At 45.2% G+C, this 23,201-nt stretch carries 19 protein-coding genes; 9 read left to right on the top strand and 10 right to left on the bottom strand.

What is annotated here, in order from left to right; translation table 11 throughout:
* Window positions 1-45: 45 nt before the first annotated feature.
* The 4 genes from C7B77_RS31835 to psaA all read right to left on the bottom strand — a co-directional run bounded on the left by C7B77_RS31835 (window position 46) and on the right by psaA (window position 7,307).
* Window positions 46-165, bottom strand: coding sequence for a transposase (locus tag C7B77_RS31835; protein WP_146138183.1), 120 nt, complete (start codon window positions 163-165; stop codon window positions 46-48).
* A 440-nt stretch (window positions 166-605) separates the two neighbouring features.
* Window positions 606-1,490 (bottom strand): helix-turn-helix transcriptional regulator, encoded by an 885-nt coding sequence (locus tag C7B77_RS04575; protein ID WP_106300759.1) that lies wholly within the window; start codon window positions 1,488-1,490, stop codon window positions 606-608.
* A 1,153-nt stretch (window positions 1,491-2,643) separates the two neighbouring features.
* The gene (gene psaB / locus C7B77_RS04565) at window positions 2,644-4,857 is read right to left on the bottom strand and encodes a photosystem I core protein PsaB (protein WP_106300755.1); all 2,214 of its coding nucleotides are present in this window, start codon (window positions 4,855-4,857) and stop codon (window positions 2,644-2,646) included.
* Window positions 4,858-5,048: 191 nt separating this feature from the next.
* Window positions 5,049-7,307 (bottom strand): photosystem I core protein PsaA, encoded by a 2,259-nt coding sequence (gene psaA, locus C7B77_RS04560; protein ID WP_106300753.1) that lies wholly within the window; start codon window positions 7,305-7,307, stop codon window positions 5,049-5,051.
* Window positions 7,308-7,846: 539 nt separating this feature from the next.
* Between psaA and C7B77_RS04555 the strand changes: the two genes are divergently transcribed.
* Both C7B77_RS04555 and C7B77_RS04550 read left to right on the top strand, forming a co-directional pair.
* Entirely contained in the window at window positions 7,847-9,694 is a 1,848-nt protein-coding gene (locus C7B77_RS04555; protein ID WP_146138182.1) for a hypothetical protein, read from the top strand.
* Between the two features lie 245 nt (window positions 9,695-9,939).
* Window positions 9,940-10,860: a fructosamine kinase family protein gene (locus C7B77_RS04550; protein ID WP_181243704.1), complete on the top strand. Its 921-nt coding sequence runs from the start codon at window positions 9,940-9,942 to the stop codon at window positions 10,858-10,860.
* Window positions 10,861-10,987: 127 nt separating this feature from the next.
* Here the strand turns inward: C7B77_RS04550 and C7B77_RS04540 are convergent, their stop codons facing one another.
* Entirely contained in the window at window positions 10,988-11,758 is a 771-nt protein-coding gene (locus C7B77_RS04540) for an MlaE family lipid ABC transporter permease subunit (RefSeq protein ID WP_106300749.1), read from the bottom strand.
* Between the two features lie 267 nt (window positions 11,759-12,025).
* On the opposite strand from C7B77_RS04540, the gene glmU reads away from it, so the two are divergent.
* Window positions 12,026-13,384 (top strand): bifunctional UDP-N-acetylglucosamine diphosphorylase/glucosamine-1-phosphate N-acetyltransferase GlmU, encoded by a 1,359-nt coding sequence (glmU, locus tag C7B77_RS04535; protein ID WP_106300747.1) that lies wholly within the window; start codon window positions 12,026-12,028, stop codon window positions 13,382-13,384.
* A 322-nt stretch (window positions 13,385-13,706) separates the two neighbouring features.
* Here the strand turns inward: glmU and C7B77_RS04530 are convergent, their stop codons facing one another.
* Window positions 13,707-14,024 carry a hypothetical protein gene (locus C7B77_RS04530; protein WP_106300745.1) on the bottom strand — a complete coding sequence of 106 codons (318 nt, stop codon included), beginning with the start codon at window positions 14,022-14,024 and terminating at the stop codon, window positions 13,707-13,709.
* A gap of 407 nt (window positions 14,025-14,431) precedes the next feature.
* Here C7B77_RS04530 and C7B77_RS04525 point away from each other — a divergent pair, with 407 nt between their 5' ends.
* A complete protein-coding gene (locus C7B77_RS04525) occupies window positions 14,432-15,724 on the top strand; it encodes an MFS transporter (protein ID WP_342761344.1) in 1,293 nt (430 codons plus the stop codon).
* A gap of 6 nt (window positions 15,725-15,730) precedes the next feature.
* Here the strand turns inward: C7B77_RS04525 and C7B77_RS04520 are convergent, their stop codons facing one another.
* Window positions 15,731-16,642 carry a carbohydrate ABC transporter permease gene (locus C7B77_RS04520; RefSeq protein WP_106300761.1) on the bottom strand — a complete coding sequence of 304 codons (912 nt, stop codon included), beginning with the start codon at window positions 16,640-16,642 and terminating at the stop codon, window positions 15,731-15,733.
* 181 nt (window positions 16,643-16,823) lie between these two features.
* Between C7B77_RS04520 and truB the strand changes: the two genes are divergently transcribed.
* Both truB and C7B77_RS04510 read left to right on the top strand, forming a co-directional pair.
* Window positions 16,824-17,729 (top strand): tRNA pseudouridine(55) synthase TruB, encoded by a 906-nt coding sequence (truB, locus tag C7B77_RS04515; protein WP_106300743.1) that lies wholly within the window; start codon window positions 16,824-16,826, stop codon window positions 17,727-17,729.
* A gap of 14 nt (window positions 17,730-17,743) precedes the next feature.
* Complete coding sequence (locus C7B77_RS04510; RefSeq protein WP_106300741.1) at window positions 17,744-18,490, top strand: Crp/Fnr family transcriptional regulator; 747 nt, start codon at window positions 17,744-17,746, stop codon at window positions 18,488-18,490.
* Here the strand turns inward: C7B77_RS04510 and C7B77_RS04505 are convergent.
* Window positions 18,475-18,924 (bottom strand): globin family protein, encoded by a 450-nt coding sequence (locus C7B77_RS04505; protein WP_106300739.1) that lies wholly within the window; start codon window positions 18,922-18,924, stop codon window positions 18,475-18,477. The genes C7B77_RS04510 and C7B77_RS04505 overlap by 16 nt on opposite strands.
* Before the next feature lie 228 nt (window positions 18,925-19,152).
* Between C7B77_RS04505 and C7B77_RS04500 the strand changes: the two genes are divergently transcribed.
* On the top strand, window positions 19,153-20,193 hold the full coding sequence (locus tag C7B77_RS04500; RefSeq protein ID WP_106300737.1) for a hypothetical protein: 1,041 nt from the start codon (window positions 19,153-19,155) through the stop codon (window positions 20,191-20,193).
* A gap of 52 nt (window positions 20,194-20,245) precedes the next feature.
* On the opposite strand, the gene C7B77_RS04495 is transcribed toward C7B77_RS04500, so the two are convergent.
* Window positions 20,246-20,761, bottom strand: a complete 516-nt coding sequence (locus tag C7B77_RS04495) for a hypothetical protein (RefSeq protein WP_106300735.1) — start codon at window positions 20,759-20,761, stop codon at window positions 20,246-20,248.
* Window positions 20,762-20,969: 208 nt separating this feature from the next.
* Window positions 20,970-21,422, bottom strand: a complete 453-nt coding sequence (locus C7B77_RS04490; protein WP_219891980.1) for a GNAT family N-acetyltransferase — start codon at window positions 21,420-21,422, stop codon at window positions 20,970-20,972.
* A 200-nt stretch (window positions 21,423-21,622) separates the two neighbouring features.
* Between C7B77_RS04490 and C7B77_RS04485 the strand changes: the two genes are divergently transcribed.
* Both C7B77_RS04485 and C7B77_RS04480 read left to right on the top strand, forming a co-directional pair.
* On the top strand, window positions 21,623-22,294 hold the full coding sequence (locus C7B77_RS04485) for an ATP-dependent Clp protease proteolytic subunit (RefSeq protein ID WP_106300731.1): 672 nt from the start codon (window positions 21,623-21,625) through the stop codon (window positions 22,292-22,294).
* Window positions 22,295-22,391: 97 nt separating this feature from the next.
* Complete coding sequence (locus tag C7B77_RS04480; protein WP_106300729.1) at window positions 22,392-23,054, top strand: ATP-dependent Clp protease proteolytic subunit; 663 nt, start codon at window positions 22,392-22,394, stop codon at window positions 23,052-23,054.
* Window positions 23,055-23,201 lie beyond the last annotated feature (147 nt).

Genomic DNA, 23,201 nt, shown 5'->3' with positions numbered 1-23,201 from the left:
TATCTATGGCAAGTTAATAGCAAAAAGTCAATTTAACAAGACTTTTTAATAAGACTTTTTTCTAAAATTAGTTAAACCATATACTCTTCTTTCGATCGATTTGATTTTTTGATTGATTTCCTCTACTGCTCCTTGAGTTGATAGTTTGACAACTTTTGGGCAAATTTTAAAAAGATGATACTATCCGTTCTGTTAAACACCAAGATGATTCATTAGTTTGTTGTTTTTTGCTCAAACATGTCTTTAAAATATGTCAATATAAAATTTTGTACCATAACTAATAAAATATTAACGTAAAAATAAATACCGACACACCAATTATGAATCAAATCTTGATTCTTAAAATAGCCATTATTCTTGGTGGACGATTGCATCAGCAATAATTCAATTTGCTGTATTTTTACAAATCAAATAGGAATACTACGATCGAAAATTTATCCACTAATGCTTTCAGCTTTAGTGTTGTTTTTTACACGGTCGATCGATTAACCGTGTAATTTACCGTGTAATTTACAGGAATCTTACCGCGTAATTTTTTTGAGCAGTATCGAAATCTTGCTGGAATAATATAAAAATCTTGCTAATCTTCGTTTTATTACATCGCGCTACTTTTGCCTGAACTGTTTGGGTGTGAGCGAGAAATGCTTTTTAAATGTTTGGATGAAGTTGCTCGTACTGGCGAAACCTGTACGGTGAGCTATGAAAGCTATATCTAAATTTTTATCTGCTAGGAGTGAAGCTGCCCTCTGCAAGCGACACTCGATCAAATACTTATACGGAGAAATTTTAAGAGAATTTTTGAATAAATGAGAAAAGCGAAAAGGACTCATGTTTACTAAACCTGCCAAGTCTCCCACACTTAAATTATTATGGAGATTGGCATTAATATATTCATCTACTTGCCGCAAATCATTCGTGGATAGTGATTCTGGAGTTCTTTCGATAGTATGTTTCCGAAGACAATAGTGTTCTAGCAAATGAGATGCTAGGAATAAAGCGGTTGAATCGATATATATTTGACTGACTTGTGTACCAGATTCCAATTGTGATTTAAGGTAAGATCCAATTCCATAAATTACTGGATCTGGTTGTGAAAAACTTGGCAAAAGTTCTACCCGATCTGGATCGATAAATTCATAAGCAGTATTAGCAATAAATTTACGATCGAGGAAAAGCAGCATAAATGAGACATGCATGTCCCAAGAAGCAGAGTGAGGAAAGCTCGCAGGGCTGACAACAATATCCCCAGTTTTGATATGTTCAAATTTAACTAGATCGCCAAGCTGCCGACTGACTTTGATAGATCGATCGAAAATTAAGATCGCATTTTGTGCTGGCAAGTGTTCTGGTGTGGAATGAGGAGGGAGCTGATAATATTCAAGTTTAATGTTGCTCCAACCATCTTTGTGGCTTGATAGCAAAGGTTTATCGGGGAAAATATTGAGACTAGCATCTTCTTGATTATAATCGATAATTATTGGATTTTTCATGGTAAAAATAGTTGGCAGATGCAGAAGTCACAAAATTGCTCTATTGAGAAACACAATCAAATATTTAACGATTAAAAACCTTTAAAACTGATATATAAAATCAACCCATAGAAAAGTTACTTACCTTTAATTAAGGTTGAATTTAGTAGAATTAGATTAGCTTTAGCATTTTCTAAAAATGCTCGGGTAAAATCTGCTTGTGGGCTGCAAACATAAGTCGATCGCGCGTGAAAATCTAGGCGAGCACGATGCAATCATCCAAGTGAATTTTTCGCATTGCATCATCACCCTAAATAACCTTGCTTCAAAGCTTGAATCATAGAGTGAGCTGCAATTGTGATGTTGTAACCGATCGCGTTAACGAGTCGTAAACTGCTAATTTTCCAGCCATAAGTCGCTGGAGATCGAATCCTTGAGTAATTTTTTGCTGTTTGACGATCCTCGTCAAACAGGGTAACCATTACTACTCCTGACAATACTCAAAGAGGTCGATCGCGTAGTGGATAGATGTTGTGGGGAAAAGCTTTACTAGCAAGAGAATTGCGACATCTTGAAATCACACATTTGCACCACGATCGATAGCTATGTTGAGAGTGTTATTTTTGTGTACTCAAGAGAATCTGAAGCTATCAATTCAAATTTTTAGCTTTAGCTTTAAAAATAATTGTGTGTTTTTCAAGTATATTAGTAGTATAGAACAGGGCTGTCCTATCGTCAACACCATAAATTTAGTAATTACATACTATTTTTTCGGAGGCGACTTTTGCTGTTTGGCTGTGGGTGACTAAATTTCCTACAGAAGCATTCCAGCTTGGGAAGAGAGTGGCAGCTTTTGCCGATCGACAAATTCTGATGAAATCTTACTCCCTTCCCACTCAAGGAATAGACACCAAAAGTGGATGCTCCCTATCATTCTCCATGATGTGCTAATTTTAAATCAAATCAGTCAATTTTTTAGCTGACTTGAGACGTTGCAAACTCGTAGTCCTTCGGCATCTCCATCTGGAAGGAATATACGAATAGTAAATGGATTTGGCATTTGCGTATTAACAGGCTTATTTTTTTAGTATTCCCACAAGTAGGTTGTAAGTTAAAAAGCCCCCGCCACTAGGTGACGGGGGCTTTTATTCAGCTTATGATAGATGATTCAGAACTAGCCGAACTTACCAGCAGTAGAGGCGATCAGGAAGGCAGCGTAGGTGAGGATATAGCCAACTGTGAAGTGAGCTAAACCGACGACGCGAGCTTGAACGATCGAGAGTGCAACGGGCTTGTCCTTCCAACGAACTAGGTTCGCCAGCGGAGTACGCTCGTGTGCCCAGACGACGGTTTCGATCAACTCTTGCCAGTAACCACGCCAGCTAATTAAGAACATAAAGCCAGTTGCCCAGACTAAGTGTCCGAACAGGAACATCCATGCCCATACAGACAGGTTATTCATCCCGTAAGGGTTGTAGCCGTTAATTAACTGAGAGGAATTCTGCCAGAGATAATCGCGGAACCAACCCATTAAGTAAGTCGAAGACTCATTAAACTGGGCGACGTTACCTTGCCAAATCCCTAAGTGTTTCCAGTGCCAGTAGAATGTCAACCAACCGAGGGTGTTTAACATCCAGAACATCGCCAGGTAGAAGGAATCCCAACCGGAGATGTCACAAGTACCACCACGACCGGGGCCATCGCAAGGGAAGGCATAGCCGAAGTCTTTCTTGTCGGGCATTAGTTTGGAACCACGAGCGTCCAACGCACCTTTGACCAAGATCAATGTGGTGGTGTGGAGTCCGAGTGCGATCGCATGGTGAACTAAGAAGTCACCAGGGCCGATGGTCAAGAACAAGGAGTTCGTACCGGAGTTAATTGCATCCAACCAGCCAGGAAGCCAAACGTTACCATAGTTCGGGTAAGCGGTGTAGGCGACACTATCGGTATTAGATAGTAAGGTATCAAAACCGTAGAGTAATTTACCGTGAGAGGATTGAATCCACTGCGCGAATACTGGTTCGATTAAGATTTGCTTCTCAGGGGTACCAAAGGCAACTACGACATCGTTGTGAACGTAAAGACCCAAGGTGTGGAAACCTAAGAACAGAGACACCCAGCTCAAGTGGGAGATGATTGCCTCTTTGTGCTCTAACATCCGCGAGAGCACGTTGTTGCGGTTTTGCTCTGGGTCGTAATCCCGAACCCAGAAGATCGCACCGTGAGCGAAGGCACCAACCATTAAGAAACCAGCAATATACTGGTGGTGGGTGTAAAGTGCGGCTTGGGTGGTAAAGTCCTGCGCCAAGAACGCATAAGGTGGCATGGAGTACATGTGTTGTGCCACTAAGGAAGTGATTACACCTAACGAAGCCAGTGCCAAACCTAATTGAAAGTGGAGAGAGTTGTTTACTGTGTCGTAAAGACCTCGGTGACCTTCTCCAAGTCTTCCTCCGGGTGGTTTATGAGCATTGAGAATATCCTTAATGCTGTGACCGATCCCGAAGTTTGTACGGTACATGTGCCCAGCCACGATGAAAATCACCGCGATTGCTAGGTGGTGGTGAGCCATATCCGTCAACCACAAGGATTGAGTCTGTGGATGGAAGCCACCCAAGAAAGTCAAGATTGCCGTGCCAGCACCTTGAGCGGTGCCAAAGGCATGTTGGGCGGTGTCTGGATTCTCGGCGTATGCACCCCAATTACCCGTAAAGAAGGGAATCAACCTTGCAGGGTGGGGAGGAGTGCTGAGGAAGTTATCCCAGCCAACGTGCTGACCGCGAGATTCGGGGATAGCAACGTGAACTAGGTGACCAGTCCAAGCCAAGGAGCTAACGCCAAACAAACCAGCTAAGTGATGGTTAAGGCGAGATTCAGCATTCTTGAACCAGGATAAGCTCGGACGGAATTTGGGTTGAAGATGCAACCAACCAGCAAACAGCATGACTGAAGCTAGCACGAGCAAGAAGATCGAACCCATGTATAAGTCATCATTCGATCGCATCCCTTGGGTATACCACCATTGGTATAGACCAGAATAGGTGATATTCACGGGGTTCGATGCACCACCTTGAGTGAAAGCATCGACTGCGGGCTGACCAAAGTGAGGATCCCAAATCGCATGGGCAATCGGACTAACGTTGAGCGGATCTTTAATCCACTGCTCGAAGTTGCCTTGCCAAGCTACATGGAACTGGTTACCAGAAGCCCACAGGAAGATGATGCCTAGATGACCGAAGTGGGTTGCAAAAATCTTTTGGTAAAGATTTTCCTCAGTCATGCCATCGTGGCTTTCAAAGTCATGAGCCGTGGCAATCCCGTACCAGAGCCGACGGGTGGTCGGATCTTGAGCGAGGTCTTGGCTAAATTTAGGGAATTTAGTTGCCATAGTTTTTCGATCGGGTTTCCTCGCGGACAAACGAGATGATTACAGTTGATGATGCTAACTGTAACCATCTCGTGTGGCATTAATTAGCATCATGTTAGTGATGTTGCCGAATCTAGAGTTCTAGAATCGATCGGTGAAGATCTCAGAGACTTTCAGCCCCAGCGATCGACACCGATGTAAAAGACATTGTCTTATCCGCCGATCGCGATCGACCGAGCTAAGAAGAATGCCCAGGTTGTCGCAATCCCGCCGAGGAGATAGTGAGCGACACCCACAGCTCGACCCTGAATGATGCTCAGAGCGCGAGGCTGAATTGCGGGTCCAACGTTGAGCTTGTTGTGCGCCCACACGATCGACTCGATCAGTTCTTGCCAGTAGCCACGACCGCTGAACAGGAACATTAAGCTAAACGCCCAGATAAAGTGCGCGCCCAAGAAAATCAAACCGTAAGCAGACAGAGCCGTACCGTAGGAGTTGATAACTTGAGAAGCTTGCGCCCACAGGAAGTCACGCAACCAACCATTGATGGTCGTCGCACTAGCAGCAAAGTTACCGCCAGTAACGTGCGAAACAGTTCCGTCTGGTGCGACTGTACCCCATACATCCGACTGCATCTTCCAGCTAAAGTGGAAAATCACAACCGAGATGGCGTTGTACATCCAGAACAGACCGAGGAAGACGTGATCCCAACCAGAAACCTGGCAGGTACCGCCACGACCTGGGCCGTCGCAAGGGAACCGGAAGCCCAAATTAGCTTTGTCGGGGATTAACCGAGAGCTACGGGCAAACAAGACACCTTTAAGCAGAATGAGAACGGTGACATGAATGGTGAAAGCATGGATGTGGTGAACCATAAAGTCCGCCGTACCCAACACGATCGGCATCATCGCCACTTTGCCACCGACGGCGAGAGTATCGCCACCGAAAGCGAGGCTGGCAGTTTGCAGCGCATTTGGAGCAGTGTTACCCGGTGCAGCCGTGTGCAGTCCTTGAATCCACTGAGCGAATACGGGTTGCAACTGAATCGCCTTGTCGGAGAACATGTCTTGAGGGCGACCCAAAGCTTGCATGGTGTCGTTATGGATATACAGACCGAAGCTATGGAAGCCAAGGAACATAGATACCCAGTTCAGATGCGAAATAATTGCATCGCGGTGACGCAGCATCCGATCGAGTAAGTTGTTTTGGTTCATCGCAGGGTCGTAATCCCGAACCATGAAGATCGCTCCGTGAGCGGCTCCACCAACCACACAGAACCCGCCAATCCACATATGATGTGTAAATAGCGATAGCTGAGTGGCATAGTCAGTAGCTTGGTAAGGATAGGGAGGCATCGCATACATGTGTTGTGCCACGATGATGCTCAAAGATCCCAACATTGCCAAGTTAATTGCTAACTGAGCGTGCCAAGAGGTGGTAAGAATTTCATATAGACCTTTATGACCTTCGCCAGTGAATGGCCCTTTATGATTTTCTAAAATTTCTTTCATACTGTGACCGATGCCCCAGTTCGTCCGGTACATGTGTCCAGCAACGATGAAAAGCACCGCAATTGCTAAGTGATGGTGAGCCTGATCGGATAACCACAGACCGCCAGTTGTCGGGTTGAGACCACCTTTAAAAGTGAGGAAGTCTGCATATTCTGCCCAATTCAAGGTAAAGAATGGGGTCAGACCCTTAGCAAAACTGGGATACAGTTCTGCCATCTTGGTTGAATCCAAGATGAATTCATGGGGTAAGGGAATATCTTTAGCAGCGACACCAGAGTCCAGCAGCTTGTTAATTGGTAAAGATACGTGAATTTGGTGACCTGCCCAACCTAGAGATCCCAAACCTAATAAACCAGCTAAGTGATGGTTCATCATCGACTCCACATTCTGGAACCATTCCAGTTTGGGAGCGCGTTTATGATAGTGGAACCAACCAGCAAAGAGCATTAAAGCAGCCATGACGAGCGCGCCAATAGCCGTGCAATATAGCTGGAAGGAGTTGGTAATACCAGCACCTCTCCACATTTGGAAGAGACCGGATGTAATTTGAATCCCGTGGAAACCGCCGCCAACGTCTGCGTTGAGAATGTCTTGACCGACAATCGACCAGACGACTTGGGCACTGGGTTTGATACCAGTAGGATTGGTGAGCCACGCTTCATAGTTAGAGAAACGGGCACCGTGGAAATACATCCCGCTCAACCAAATAAATATGACGGCGAGATGACCGAAGTGAGCACTGAAAATCTTACGAGAAACGTCTTCCAAGTCACTGGTGTGACTATCGAAATCATGGGCGAGAGCATGAAGATTCCAAATCCACGTAGTGGTTTTTGGTCCCTTCGCTAGGGTGCGATCGAAATGACCTGGTTTACCCCACTTCTCGAAAGAAGTAGGAACTGGATCTTTGTCAACGACTACCTTTACTTTTGCTTCCCGCTCTGGCGGACTAATTGTCATGAGGATTGTCCTCTCTAGACAAGGAACGAGGTGATACCCAACTGAAATGCCCGTTTCTAAGGGAAATGGAGCCAAAAGCCTCGCTCGATCCCTTTTAATTCCAGTGGAACTAAAAGTATCGAACCGCGCACGATCGAGCTAAACAAGTTTGCCGATCGGCACCGCTGTTGATGAATTATAGGTTGATGGCCTAGCCTTATTCACCATTTGTTAACAATAATTCAAAGTCGCTCTCCAGAATGCTTGTGTCGATCTTAATTTGATGGAGCGGGGATAAAAGTCAAGCTTAATACATTTATTTTAAATAATCTTAATGATTGCAAAAGTCATGCCTAGTACACCTTGAGCTACAGTCGCAAATCGCACCAGACTATTCGATCGATTAATACATAACATTGAAAGTTTCAATGTTGTTTACATATCTACATAAATGCGCTCGGTCGAATTGTCTGGTGCAAAACGTCAATAGTTCAAAAATTCGCCAACCCTAGTAAAATAGGCAATGCAAACTAGTAACTTGTGAAACAGAGGTACGGGTGTTGAGAGCGAATCTGAAGTGGAAATTAGTTGCGCGGTTATGTGTAGGCTCTTGCTTGGCTGCGCTTCTAGCAATCGGGATCGCTGGCTGCGAGTCGTCCGATCCCAACACAACAACTAACTTGGTGGCTGTAGCCTCACCCAATCCAGCTCTAAATACTACAGATGGCCCCTTAGCGGAAGTCAATACACCGACAAGTATCTCCAAACTCGCTCCAAGTCTAGAAAAATTTCAGCCTCAAGTGCAGATTCTCAGCCCCAAACTCGACGAAATGCTGTCAGACGATCGAGTTACGGTCAAATTGCAAGTAGACGATCTGCCCTTATTTAAGAATCGAGAATTAGATCTGGGCAATCATTTAGAGATAATTCTCGATCGCCAAACTTACAAAGAAGTATTCGATCTGAGCCAACCCCTAGTTTTTAAAAACTTAGCGGCTGGAACCCATATTTTACGTGTCTTTGCAGCGCGTCCTTGGCATGAAAGCTTTAAAAACGATGGTGCCTACGCACAGGTGACATTTCACGTTTTGACGAAAACTGCGGAAAATCAGCCCGATCCCCAACAGCCATTACTTACTTATAATCGCCCATTGGGTGTCTATGGCGCAGAACCGATTATGTTGGACTACTACGTTACTAACACTCCAGCTCGGTTGGTAGCAGATGAGGGTCAAAGTAGTTTATCGAGATGGCGATTGCGAGTGACAATTAACGAACAACGATTTATGCTCGATGGCGTTGGCGTCGATTCAAACGAACGAACGGACGATTCCGATCGACAACAGCGATGGTCGCCTGTATATTTACAAGGATTCCAGCAGGGCAAAAATTTAGTTAGATTAGAATTGGTAGACGATCGGGGTAATCTAATTCCGAATGTATATAACGATACGATGGAAATCGTCACTTACAATCCTCAAGCCAAAGATAGTTTGGCTAAACTGATTGAGGGTAAGCTCGATCCGATTGTTGCCACTGCGTTTGTCGATCCGGACTATGTTATCGCTAGTCAACCAACACCTCCCTCTACTCCCGCACCCGAGGTCGCCTCTGAGCCTGACAGTACCCCCGTCGAGATCCTGACACCCACAATCGTACCGACACCCACTGCAACCACTACCCCAGAACCTGAGATCGCGCCGAGTCCGATTGCCGTAGCTCCCACGCCAACAATTAAGCCTAGCGTTAGTCCTGTCATCATCCCAACACCGATCGCACCACCCCAAATTGATGTCCAAACGCAGACGCCAAGCCAAACCAATCCCAAAATACCACCCAAACCCAGTAGCTCAGAGCCTGTTAATCCTCCGGTTCGGAAAGATGCGATCGACAACACCCAGATCGAGCCAAGTCCGACTGTGACACCTAGCGTCCAGCCATCAGCTCCACCAGTATTAATCCCCGTACCAGTCGCGATCGCGCCAACTCCTTCAGCCGCAACCCCACCACCGACGATCGTCGTTCCGCCCAGCCCAGCTCCTGCAATAGTTATAAATCGTCCAGAGCCGACTCCACAGCCAAGTCCGACGCTAAAACAGACGCCGATTCCCAATCCCATTTTAACTTCTCAACCATCAGCAAGTCCCGATCCTCAACCGACGATTGTTGCACCTCCTAGCAATCCTCCCATCGCAGCATCTCCACAGCCACAGAGCCAAATCGAGCCAAAACCAGCGCAAACTTGGCAAACACAAACACTTGAATTAGCAAAAGCAGCTAGGGCAAAAATCAAAAAATTTACGAACACTATTCCCGCTAAAGCCCAAAGATTCGGTCATAATCTGCGTACTTTTGCAGGAAATGTCATGGATTGGATTCAAGAGTTACGCGATCGGAAGATTGGTTAGGTTGTGGCTGGCGACTGAAGTCACCGCTAATGATGCCAAGTCCGCCTACGCGGACTAAATATTTTTTAGATTAGCTAAGAAATATTGGGTGAGATCTTAGTTACCATCGCTCCTCTGAGAAATCTTTGTTCGCACTAAGCTGTTAGTCATTTAATTTACTTACCTCTTCCCCGCTCCCCGCTTTCAAGAAATCTAACATGTGATTTAAATGTCTGACAGCTTACTAGAAATAAAGAGACAAAATTATGAGCGAGCGGCAAATTTGGACTGATATCGAGACAGATATTACTCAAGCTACGGGTCGGCAATTTACGATCGGCGATCGGCAATCTATTGGTGGTGGCTGTATCAATCAAGTCTATTCGATCGCCAATTCTTTAGCTTCATCTTCAACCCTCGATCGATCCGATCGTTATTTTATCAAACTCAATCAGGCGAGTCTCATCGAGATGTTTGTGGCGGAGGCAAAAGGATTGTTAGAAATAGCTGCCACTGCAACTATTAAAGTGCCGATCCCGATCTGTTGGGGGACGAGCGGGGATCGTAGCTATTTAGTTTTAGAGTATCTAGACTTAACAACTAGAGTTAACGATCGAAATTGGAGTGAATTAGGTAGCGATTTAGCCAAACTGCACCGTCACCAAATTACTCATAAATCGGTATTTGGCTGGCATGTAAATAACACGATCGGTTCGACACCGCAAATTAATACGTGGGAAGAAGATTGGGCGAGTTTCTTTACTCACAACCGCATTGGTTATCAACTCGAACTTGCCCGCCGTAAGGGTGGTAATTTTGCCAAAGCTACAGCATTACTCAGCGTAATTCCAAAATTACTTAATGGCCATCAAACCCAACCATCATTAGTTCATGGCGATCTCTGGGGTGGAAATGCCAGCTTTACTAGCACTGGTATTCCAATTATCTACGATCCGGCCACCTACTGGGGCGATCGCGAGGTAGATTTAGCCTTAACTGAATTATTTGGTGGCTTTCCAACAGCTTTTTATCAAGGATACGATCGAGTTTATCCCTTAGCTCCTGGCTACTCGCAGCGCAAGGTTTTATACAACCTTTATCACATTCTCAATCACTATAATTTATTTGGCGGTAGTTACTATACTCAAGCAGAACGATCGATCGATACAATTTTGAAATGTGTATGACAAAGACAGAAAGAAGAGAGTAAAGAGTGAAGTAAGATTAACTTTACGAGCGATTATCAATTATTAATTATCAATTATCAATTATCAATTATCAATTATCAACTCTCAACTCTCAACTCTCAACTACCTAAATCGCTTTAGAACCAACCGTACCCGAACCTTGAAACATTAGCCAAGAGAGGAAAAAGTTAGAAATGAAAATTGCTAAGAGTGAAGTAACTACCGCTGTAGTTGTCGATTGCCCGACACCTTTGGCACCGCCAGTGGTCGTCATGCCCCAACTGCAACCGATAATGGCAATTAAGGCACCAAAACAGACTGCTTTGAGCGGTGCGCTGCATACGTCCCAAACTTCTAGAAAGTTGCGGGCTGATTCTAAGAATACTCGTGCGGGCATTCCAAATAAACTAGTAGCAACGATTAATCCGCCAATCATCCCCGTGACGATCGATAAAACTGTCAATAGGGGTAACATCACACAACAAGCTACCACGCGGGGAATTACTAAATAATCGACCGGATCTGTTTTGAGAATGTAGAGTGCGTCGATTTGTTCGCTGACTTTCATCGTGCCAATTTCGGCGGCAAATGCAGAGCCGACTCTACCAGCCAGTACGACTGCTGTGAGTACGGGGGCGAGTTCGCGAGTCAGTGCTAACGACAAAATCCCGCCTACTATTTGTCCCGCACCGATATTAATAAATTCTCGCGCGACCTGAATGGTAAATACCATCCCAATTGTCGTCGCTGTCAACAGTGCGATTAAAAGCGATTCTGGGCCGACTAAAGCCATTTGTTCGACAATATTTGCATAATTAAATTTGCCCCTCAGAATATGAACGATTACTTGTCCACCCAAGAAAATAGCTGCAACAAACCGCCTAAACCACAAGCGCATATCAATTTCAGGTTATCGATCGTTAGTAATACGATTATACGAGAAGCACGTTGGCGTAGCCTCTCCGATCGGGAGAATCGCTGTAAAACAATGTATCGCAATTATCCAAGCCAGATATCGCCAGATGGAGGACAAAATGCTCTTGACAATAAACTACACTCGAAGAGCGATCGGACGAGCGACTTTGCCAAGGATTGCATTCTGTTTCGATCGATGGGGTATTTTAAGATAAGCTCTGTTTAGTTTCCCTCGGTAGTAGTTATATTTATGGTAGCAGTAGCAATTTTGGCAGCGGGCAAAGGCACGCGAATGAGATCGGACTTACCCAAGGTATTACATTCGCTCGGAGGTCGATCTCTAGTCGAGCGGGTGCTGATTGGTTGCGAACAATTACAACCCGAGCGGCAATTAGCAATAGTCGGTTATCAAGCGAACCGAGTCAAAGAAGCACTGTTGCATTATCCCGATCTGGAGTTTGTCGAACAAACCCAACAGTTAGGTACGGGACATGCCGTTCAACAATTACTCCCCCATTTAGCAGATTTTAAAGGGGACTTGCTAGTATTAAATGGCGACGTTCCGCTGTTGCGTCCCGAGACGCTCAAAGCACTCTTGGCGACGCACCAACAGCATCAAAATGCAGCAACTATACTCACAGCCCAAATTCATCATCCCCAAGGGTATGGGCGGGTATTTTGCGACAGTAATAATTTACTCAAAGAGATCGTCGAAGATCGGGATTGTACCGACGCACAGCGTCAAAATCGGCGCGTCAATGCAGGTATATATTGTTTTAATTGGCCTCAACTCCAAGCAGTGCTGCCTAAATTGCAAAGCAACAACAGTCAGCAAGAGTACTATATTACCGATGCCGTGAATTTCCTCTCGCCAGTCATGGTTTATGATGTGGCTGACGATCGAGAAATTTTAGGCATTAACGATCGTCGTCAATTAGCGACTGCTTATGAGATCCTCCAATCGCGGATTAAAGATGAGTGGATGGCGGCTGGCGTCACGATTATCGATCCCGACAGCGTGACGATCGACGATACCGTAAAAATTGGCGTGGATGCCATTATCGAACCGCAAACTCATTTGCGGGGTAAGACCACAATTGGTAGTGGCAGCCGGATTGGGCCTGGTAGTCTCATTGAAAATAGCCACATCGGCGAACGCGTTACCGTATTATATTCAGCGATCGTCGATAGCTCGATCGGGGATAAAGCTAATATCGGCCCATTCGCTCACATTCGTCAACAAGCTACCGTCGGTGAATCCTGTCGAGTTGGCAACTTTGTCGAGTTGAAAAAGAGTACTCTGGGTGATAATACTAACGTCGCACATTTATCCTATATCGGCGATGCAACTGTCGGCAAACAAGTCAATATCGGTGCGGGTACGATTACTGTCAACTACGACGGCAAACACAAACATCAAACTATCATCGGTAACTTTACGCGGATTGGCTCCAATAACACCCTAATTGCGCCGCTAAATCTAGGAAATGGAGTAACTACCGCCGCAGGTTCGACGATTGCGGAGGATGTCCCCGATGACTGTTTGGCGATCGCGCGAGTGCGTCAAACCATTAAGCCAGGTTGGCGACCGAAATGGGATCGAGAGTAAGCAACTCAGTAATTGGCATAGTTTAGAGATATCATGGCATTTCCGCCAACTATTGCCACCACTAAACCACCATCAAATCGAGAAGCCACTCACTCACTATGGGTTGGCTTCTGGGTGCATACTGACGCCGCTAATGAGTAAATCCTCGATGCCGACACAAAGGCTCAGTTGTCAACTGGATCGATCTTTTTACTACTTTAGTTAAATGAAAAATCGGGATTGCCAGTAATAGCTAGGTGGAAATCGAGCGATTTTAGTAAATTTACACTATTAAATCGATTGAGAAAATTTAGCGTTCGGTACCGATCGAGCACCAACTTAATTAAACTTCTGGAGTCCGAAAATTAGCGATCGAGTTGATGGTATCGGCACAGAAGTTAGCACCAACCAAGCACCAAAACCAGAGCGCAACTACAACAATTTTACCAACTTCGAGTGCTAACGAGCGTGGCTGTTGTTGGACGATCTCGCAGGTATTATCGACAATCGATTCTGAATCGATCGTGATTGGTAACACCAATTCTGGCAAGGAAACTATATTTAGCGTCGAGCTGCCAAAACTCTTGCCAGTAGGTAGTTTCGTGCGAGATAGAGAACTTGTTACTAATTGAGATAATCCAGAAGAGTGAGGTTGCAACATAGATGAATAACAGCGATCGACAACAGGTCGGGTTATGGTGCTGGAAAATTGTGCGAGCAGTTAAAGTCAGCCATATATTTCTGTACTCAACCGCTACTTCGTGGCTATAGTTCGCTCTAGACTTAAGATATAGGTCTCTGTTAGTTGGGTTTTGGGTAATCTAGCTAATTGGTATCTAATTCAAGTACACGATAGCGTAGATGTCAAGTCTTATCAAAAATTGGTGTGTAAAAAAAATCCAACTTCCCTTGGGTTCACTCAAGTTTAATCGAAACAGACGCGAGTATTAATCCGAAAATCCCCCGATTTATCCAAAATCGATCTCGATCGCTCGTCAGTATAAACACGGAGACAAGTATCATTCGCCTCAGAAATCGAATGATATTCATCGATCGCTAGATCGAGATTTGTCCCGCGCTACTTATTTTATCGATCGATTGCGATCTGTCAACATTGACGCTCGATTAGCTCGGCCATGCCTTCTCCAGTCTTTACCCCCAACCCTAATGAATCGCAGCTTTTGGATTATTGCCATTATTAATTTCATCAATTCACTGAGTTTTACAATCCTGATTCCGACAATTTATCAATACGGACGAGAGTTCAACCTCAGCGATAAGGAGACTAGCTTCTTATTTGCGATATATTCGATCGCTCAATTCTTTGCTACTCCAATTATTGGCAAACTATCGGACAGGTTTGGGAGACGACCGCTATTGATTATTAGCTTAGTCGGAACGGTAATCGGTAATTTCCTGGCTGGCACCGCAACTAGTGCGCTGGTCTTATTCTTTGCCAGATTTTTAGATGGTGTGACGGGTGGTAATGTCTCGGTCGCTCAAGCCGTTATCTCTGATGTCACTACGCCAGAAAATCGTGCTAGAGGATTTGGAGTTTTTGGTGCATCGTTGGGATTGGGATTTGTCATGGGGCCAGTACTCAGTTTAGTCGCACAACAACGTTCTTTAGGGACATCATTTTTGGTTTCTTCCGCAATTGCCACGATCGCCTTAATTTTGACAATATTGTTCTTACCCGAAACATTACCAGAACGGAAGAATACCGATACGAATATTTTCGATCTGGGATTGCGAGATTTAATTAGAGGACTAACCTTTCCCAGACTAGGAATCTTATTTATTATCAATCTCTGTGTCGGGACGACATTCACCTTATTTACTTTTGCTTTTCAACCCTATTATCTCAAAGTGTTGAATCAAGATAATAAGTCTTTGACACTGTTGTTTTTTGCGATCGGTATCGTTGGCGTCATCGTCCAGCTTCAAGGCGTAAAAATCTTAACTAAATATATTAGCTTGGTTAAGATTTTATTTCTAGGCTTATTCTTTCGCAGCTTATCATTCGTGCTAATGCCGATCGTCCCAGACATTTATTTTTTCTTAGCTATTAGTACGATCTTTGCTATATTTAACTCCGTCGTACAACCGATGATTAGTACACTAATTTCACTCAACACGACTCCAGAAGACCAAGGGAAAATGTCTGGACTCAATGCTTCTTATTTAAGTGCTGCAAATGGCATTGGCCCAGTGATTGCCGGATTGATGGTAGACCAAAATAATCCCACCACTTATGGTTATCCACTCTACTTAGCTGGGATTTTTACATTCATCGTGTTATTTTTTGCCGTTCGCAATCGTAGTAAGTATACGCCGAGGCAGACCCAATCGACTACCTAATTTAGCTCACTCCTGAGTCCACGTTTGTAGCTGTAAATAAACCAAACCAGATGTAAAAGCTAATAATACCATCGCAGCAGCAGCGGCATAACCAAAATCAAACTGAGCGAAAGCTCGATCGTAGATATAATAGACTAACAAGTTAGTAGAATTCAGCGGCCCACCGCCCGTAATAATATAAACTTGCTCGAAACTTTTAAGCGTAAAGATGGTGGTGGTAATCGCCGTAAAAATTAATGTCGATTGCATTCCAGGTAAAGTGATATGCCGAAACTGCTGCCAACTATTTGCGCCATCTAGTTCGGCAGCTTCATACCGATTGGTGGGGATCGATTGTAAGCCAGCTAAAAACACAACTAAATTAAAACCAATCTGCTTCCAAATACTTAAAATGATAATCACAGGCATCGCCCATACAGAATCGCTCAACCAGGCAATTTTATCGAATCCTAAACTATTTAATAAAGTGTTAATCGCACCATCTGCTTGAAATAGCCAGCGAAATCCCAATCCAGCCGCTACTAACGAGACAATCGAGGGAATAAAATAAATCGTCCGAAAGATGCCAGCAAAGGGTAGATTTCGATTCAATAATACGGCTAGACCCAGCGGGATTACGATACTCGGAATTACAGTCCCGATCGTAAAATAAATAGTATTACCGATAACCTGCCAAAAATCGGGCGAAAGCAGCAACCTCAAGTAGTTATTAATACCCACCCACTGCACGCCCGCTCGCGTAAAACTCCCGCCAGTAAAGCTTAAATAACCAAGATAAATAATTGGGAAAATCAAAAAGATACCTAATAATGATAAGGCTGGAAATAAAAACACTCCGGCGGCAATATCTTCTCGATCGAGTAACATCGCCAACCGACTTAAAAAAGAACGATACGATCTATATTTATGACTAGTCATATTAAATAGCCTGATTTTTTTCAAATTAAAGTCTAATTGCCGCAACGGTTGCAGGCCATAGCTAGCATAAATTACCGATCGATTATTTACTGCTAACTCCCAACTCCCAACTGCTAACTCCCAACTCCCAACTCCCAACTGCTAACTCCCAACTCCCAACTCCCAACTCTTAAAATAACTCGTGGACGGATTCATTAACTTAAAAAAATTGCCAGACTGGACTTCTCACGATTGTGTTGCCAAAGTGCGGCGGATCTTGCAGACAAAAAAAGTCGGCCATGGGGGGACATTAGATCCCGCCGCAGTAGGAGTATTACCGATCGCGATCGGTAAAGCAACTCGATTGCTACAATATTTACCCGAAGGCAAAGCATATCGCGCTATCATCCGACTCGGAATCGAGACGACAACCGACGATCTGGCGGGCGAAATTATCTATTCCGAGCCAGCATCTGCCGTGACGATCGATCGCATCCAAGCGGTAATTCCAGAATTTATCGGCGAGATCGTTCAAACACCGCCCATGTACAGTGCCATCCAAGTAAACGGGCAAAGATTGTACAAGTTAGCACGCGCTGGCGAAGTTATTGAAGTACCTACTCGCCTAGTAAATATCTATACAATCGACATTCTCAACTGGACGCCAGGAGATTTTCCCGAAATTGAGGTGCAGATTAATTGCGGTGGTGGGACATATATTCGATCGATCGCCCGCGATTTGGGCGTTAAGCTGGGCACTAGAGGCGTATTGGCATTTTTAGAACGCAATGCTAGTTGTGGCTTTGAATTGCCCCAGAGCATCACTTTAGAAGACTTGGAAACCCAACAGCGAGCGGGGACTTTTATCCCCATTGCACCCGAGCGTGGATTGGCTCATTTACCCACTGTGACTCTGCTGGCTGCTGATTTAGTCAAGTTTTGGAGCCAGGGGAAACGACTACCACTCTGCGAACTCCAATTGACACCTACAAATCCCGATCCGAGCGGTTTTGTCAAAGTCATGGACGAACATTGCTGCTTGGGAGTAGGCGAGATCCGCCAGATCGAAAGCGAACATCTATTGGTACCTCAGACAGTGCTCATCTAATCATAATTCGGACAATGGTTCAAAAATCCAGGTGTGTCTCTGTCGATCGATTGGCTGAAGTTTCGGTGCTAGAGGATGTACCGATTCCCGACCTTCTCACCTTACAGCCTTATGCGGTGCTCCATCATTATCAACCAGGAGAAATCGTGATGCTCGAAGGCGATCGCTTGTCACCACAACTCTATGCTTTGCTGCAAGGCGAACTCCTACTCACTCGCGTTGGTACATCCGGGAAAGAGACGCTGTTTCGCACCTTGTTACCTCGCGAAATTTTTGCAGCTCCCGCACTAGTAGGAGATGCGATCTCGCCTGCAACAGTCACAGCGATGGCTGAGTCTCAAGTATTAACCATCGAACGGGAAGCGTTACTCGATCGAATTCGGCATACGCCAGAAATAGCCTTGAGAATTTTGGAAGTCTACAACCGCCGTTTGCAACAAATGCACCAAACCATTCACGATCTTGTTTCGGAACGAGCCGTAGTGAGATTGATACATTTACTGCACGATCGGGCGATTCAGTTTGGAACGGTTGAAACATTACAAGGCGCGCAGTTAAATCTCAAGCTTTCTCACCATCAAATCGCTCGCAGCATTGGCATTACCTACGAAGAATGCGTCCGCCTGTTCGGCCAACTCAAAGGAGTTATCTCCTATCAGCGCGGTGGAAAAATAGCAATTCTCGATCGTAAGACATTAGATGCTCTGGCAAGTGGCACGATCGATTTGAAGGATTTAGTGATGCGCTACTCCGAATCTTGATGAGCATAAGGATTCAAAATCTCGGCTGGATAGTCTACCCCTTCTAGCATCAGTTGAGTGACTGCTGCATATGCCTCAATCCAGGCTCGTTCGATATTCGGCGTCCACGCCTCCTGCAAGCACAACGAAAATGATTTTACTAACGTACTGCCTACCATTGGGTAATGTTCTGGCAACACTCCATAGCGAACGTGGCGAGTACCCAGCCCTTTCAAGGCTGCAATCAGCACATCGGGTTTGCGGAGGCTGTCTACAATTAAGACGAGCGACTGAAAGAGTTTCTTTTGCTGTTCTGTCATATTGGAGTTGGCAAACAGCGGCTTAACTGCTGGATAATCGGCCCACAAATGAGTGTAGAAGCAGGTTGAAAATTCAGTTTCTCGATCTTTGAGCTGTAAGAAGCTCGATTCTAGTAATTCAACATTCAAAGACATACGGTAAACTCTCACTACTTATGTCCCTGTAGTCTGCCAAAATCGCGTGGATTAATCTATGAGCTACCTCATATTGGTTTCGGTAACTACTTAGTGGCAATTGGAGCAACCGATTCAGTATGACCGGACGTCGAGGTCGATCGATCCTAATGCTATGATAATTTCTCGACTCATACGTGAGAGTCATAATTATTTGGTGCTTATTGCAATTTACCTTGAGGACGATCGATGACTGTTTCAGTTGGCTCTAGTACGGATCTCGAAATTGTAGCGGCTCTAGAAGCAAATGCCGATCTGATCTTCGATTTACCCGATCCCGAAGATGAAGCAGTCGGAGATTTTGATTTTCGACAGCGGTACGATGACGCGTGGGTAGTCTGTGACAGCTTCGATCTGCAAACCGAGATCTGGCGCGGTAGAATTTTACGGGCGATTCGCGATCGAGAAAAAAAAGGTGGTGACGGACGCGGCGAGGGTTTCTTGAACTGGCTCAAAGATCGAGAACTCAGCAAGAGTCAGGCGTATGCGTGGATCGAACTCGCTAATAGTGCCGATACGCTCCTCGAAAATGGCGAACTTTCCGCATCCACGCTCAAAAATTTTAGCAAACGCGCCTTCGTCGAAACTGCCAAATCTTCACCAGAAGTCCAACAACTAGTTACCGATGCCGCTGAAAGAGGAGATCGGATCACTCGCCGCGAAGTCCGTCAACTCTCCGACGAATGGATGGCGATGAGTTCGGATCTAATTCCCGATGAAGTCAAAGAACAAGCCGCCGCTGGAGCCACCCCACCGCGCTTCATCGCCCCGTTAGTCAAAGAAATGGAGAAACTACCCGAAGCGCATCAACTCGCGATCCGAGACGAAATTGCCGCCAATCCCGACGTCGATAATATCAAGCTCGTCACCAGTAACGCCCGCAGTCTATCCAAATATCTCGATGCTGGCGCGCAGGTACAAGTCCTCAATGATTCTAAAGTCGATCTAGCTACCGCGCTCGAAGAAGCAATGCGTGTGGGATGTCTCCCCGTCGCCGCCGATGTGCTCAAACAAGCAGCGCAGTTGGAGCAAACGATGACCAAATTTTATCTAACCTGGAAACGCTTAGGCAGTTTGGTTGACAGGTTGTACGTCGATACAGGTGCCAGTACGCCCAACTTGCGATCGCTCATCGCCTGTGTAGAACGTCTCTCTAGCGAAATCGTCGAAGTACCCCTCGATGATAGTGGCGAAAATGCCATCCGGTTGCGGGTGATGACTGGAGAGTAACGTGCTAGTGAAGATGCTATTTTTTGCTTGTCATAGTATCGTTAGTAGCAAGTTAAAATGTAACATAAAGACCCAATCTTCTCTGACTACAATCTTCTAATAATGTCTGGAATGATTCAAGAGCGTCAATCTTTAATTCTCTTACATTGCGAAGGGAGTCTAAAACTCGTTCTGGTGTTTGAAAATACGACCCCATCCGACCTGGATCGAAGACATTGTTTTTAGAACAAAGGGGAAAGCCTAAAAGTATACTTCTATTACATTCAGAGAGTGACTCGTCGATCTCGATCCATTCTTCACCAATTCCCAGATCGCGATCGGGATCGTAGAAGCGAGTTAAGGTAAAATCAGCATATTCATGAACGTCCTTATTCTCTAATATTTCTTGCCAAGTTTCATCTAGTGGCTCACCTTCATAGGGATCTTTAAGTTGGGCATAGTGAAGTTGGATATACCGAACTAGAGATAACACATCATCACACTCAAGCGATCGAGGAAGTATGATAAACAGCTCATCCTGCTCGAAAGCCTTCCAATCAAAAGCATAAGCCTTGTGAGCCATTGACATTAATAATAACCTCTAAATTTCAATATCTAACATGTGTAAAATTTCTCTATCAGAAATTTGAATTAGTCGATCTTGCTGCGGTACGTTATCGAGATCGCGATAACGTACCCTACGATCTTCGGCTCTACTCAAGCATAGAAAATGGCAATTATGGTTCTACACACAAAATGTAGGTCGTTTCGGCAATAATTTCATCGTTGAAATAAACTCACAAAACACATGCTAATTTCTCTTCATCCAACTGTCGAAAACCTTGCTGATGATAGAATCTTTTGGCGCGCTCGTTTTGGAGATGGACGCTAGTATCGATCCGCAGTACGCCACGATCGAGTAACTCTTGTTTGAGATCTTGTAATAACGCCGAACCGATTCCCTGACTTTGCTTGGAGCCAATGACAAACACGTCATCTAACTTGGCAACAATCCCGCCAACCGAAGTAGAAATAGCAAAGCAGACCATGCACACACCAACAGGTTCGCCCTCAAAGTAGGCTAACCAGACAAAACCGAGTTCTGGCGATCGTAAAAACAGATCCAACGCTCTCCTTAGCTCCGGTTCCCCACCCCCGCCATAAACAGCACTGCTATCGAGATAATATTCGTCCTCACTCAGAAAAGAACGCAATAGACTAAACGCATCTTCACTCGACTCGCGGTTCATTTTGCGGCATTCAATCATCTACTCCCTCCCATCGGATCGATCGCTCTTACATTGTAGATGCCGACGATTGCTCGGTTATTGGGGGCGATCGCCAAAAGTTATCGAAAATCGACATCGCATAATCGGTAATCAACCCAACGTCACCAGTCGATCGCGAGTTACCATATAAAAATACAATGCGCTAAGAGCGGAATAAATACATGGTACAGTCCCAATATTACGGCGGCGATAGCTATTACCGGACACCGCCACCAGATTTACCCTCACTGCTATTAAAAGAGCGGATTGTGTACATGGGTGGGCCGTTGGTATCGTCGGATGACTACAAACGGCAAATGGGCTACGATCCTACCAAACTGTTGATCGCCCAATTGCTCTATCTCCAATTTGACAATCCCGAAAAACCGATTTACTTCTATATCAATTCCACTGGGACATCTTGGTATACAGGCGACTCGATCGGGTTTGAAACAGAAGCTTTCGCAATTTGCGATACCCTTGGCTATATCAAGCCCCCCGTCCATACTATCTGTATCGGACAAGCCATGGGTACCGCCGCCATGATCCTCGCCGCAGGCACCAAAGGCTGTCGCGCCAGTCTCCCCCACGCCACGATCGTCCTCAATCAACCCCGTAGTGGCGCACAAGGACAAGCCAGCGATATCCAAATTAGGGCAAAAGAAGTCTTGGACAACAAGACTGCGATCTTGGACATCTTCTCGCAAAGTACGGGTCAACCCGCCGAGAAAATCGCCAAAGATACCGATCGAATGTTGTACATGACACCCACCGAAGCCAAAGAATACGGCTTAATCGATATCGTTCTCAATAGTGCCAAAGACCTACCTACAGCTATCCCTGCCTTGGTCTAAAGGAATTAAGTAGATAGATAGAACCCTGGAACCTATGTGGTGGGCAATGCCCACCCTACGGCTCTCCTAACTCCCAACTCCCAACTCCCAACTCCCTATGTCTGTCGATCGGATTTTAAACGTACCTTACAACCTTCCTGGCAGTCAGTATTGGCAGTGGATTAACATCTACACGCGGATGAGTCAGGAACGGATTATTTTCCTCAATCAGCCGATTACCGATGGATTGGCAAATAGCATGGTGTCATCGCTGCTATATCTAGAGTCAGTCGATAATACCAAGCCAATCTATCTGTATATCAACTCACTCGGCGATCCTGTCGCCGCTGGGATGGCAGGACAAGAAATCGGGTTGATGTCGGTGATGGCTGGATTGGCAATCTATGACACCATCAAGCACATTAAATCTGAGGTTTATACGATCTGTTTGGGGCAAGCAATGGGTATCGCCACACTCTTGCTATCTGCGGGCACACCGGGCAAACGTGCGAGTCTCCCTCATGCCTCGATCGGATTGATGCCAGCCCGCGCGGGCAGCCGAGGACAAGCTTCGGATATCGTCATCAACGCCGCTGAAGTCTTAGCCAAAAAAACCAACATCATCGATGTATTAGCTCAAAATACAGGTCAATCGCCCGAAAAAATCGAGCAAGACAGCGAACGGATGTTTTATATGACCGCCCACGAAGCCCAAGCCTACGGCTTAATCGATCGAGTATTAGAAAGCTCGAAAGAACTTAAGTTAGAGGGTAGAGAGTAGAGAGTAGAGGGCAGTGAATAGTGAATAGTGAATAGTGGATAGTGAATAGTGGATAGTGAATAGTCAATTGAAACTGCGTTCCTCACCCATTAACCATTACTCATTACTCATTACTCATTACTCATTACCCATCCACCCATCCACCCA

Origin of the sequence: Chamaesiphon polymorphus CCALA 037 (assembly GCF_003003845.1) — a bacterium.
In the GTDB taxonomy this organism is placed as follows: domain Bacteria; phylum Cyanobacteriota; class Cyanobacteriia; order Cyanobacteriales; family Chamaesiphonaceae; genus Chamaesiphon; species Chamaesiphon polymorphus.
The sequence above is the reverse complement of the archived record's forward strand: the minus strand, read 5'-3'. Positions and strand labels throughout refer to the sequence as shown.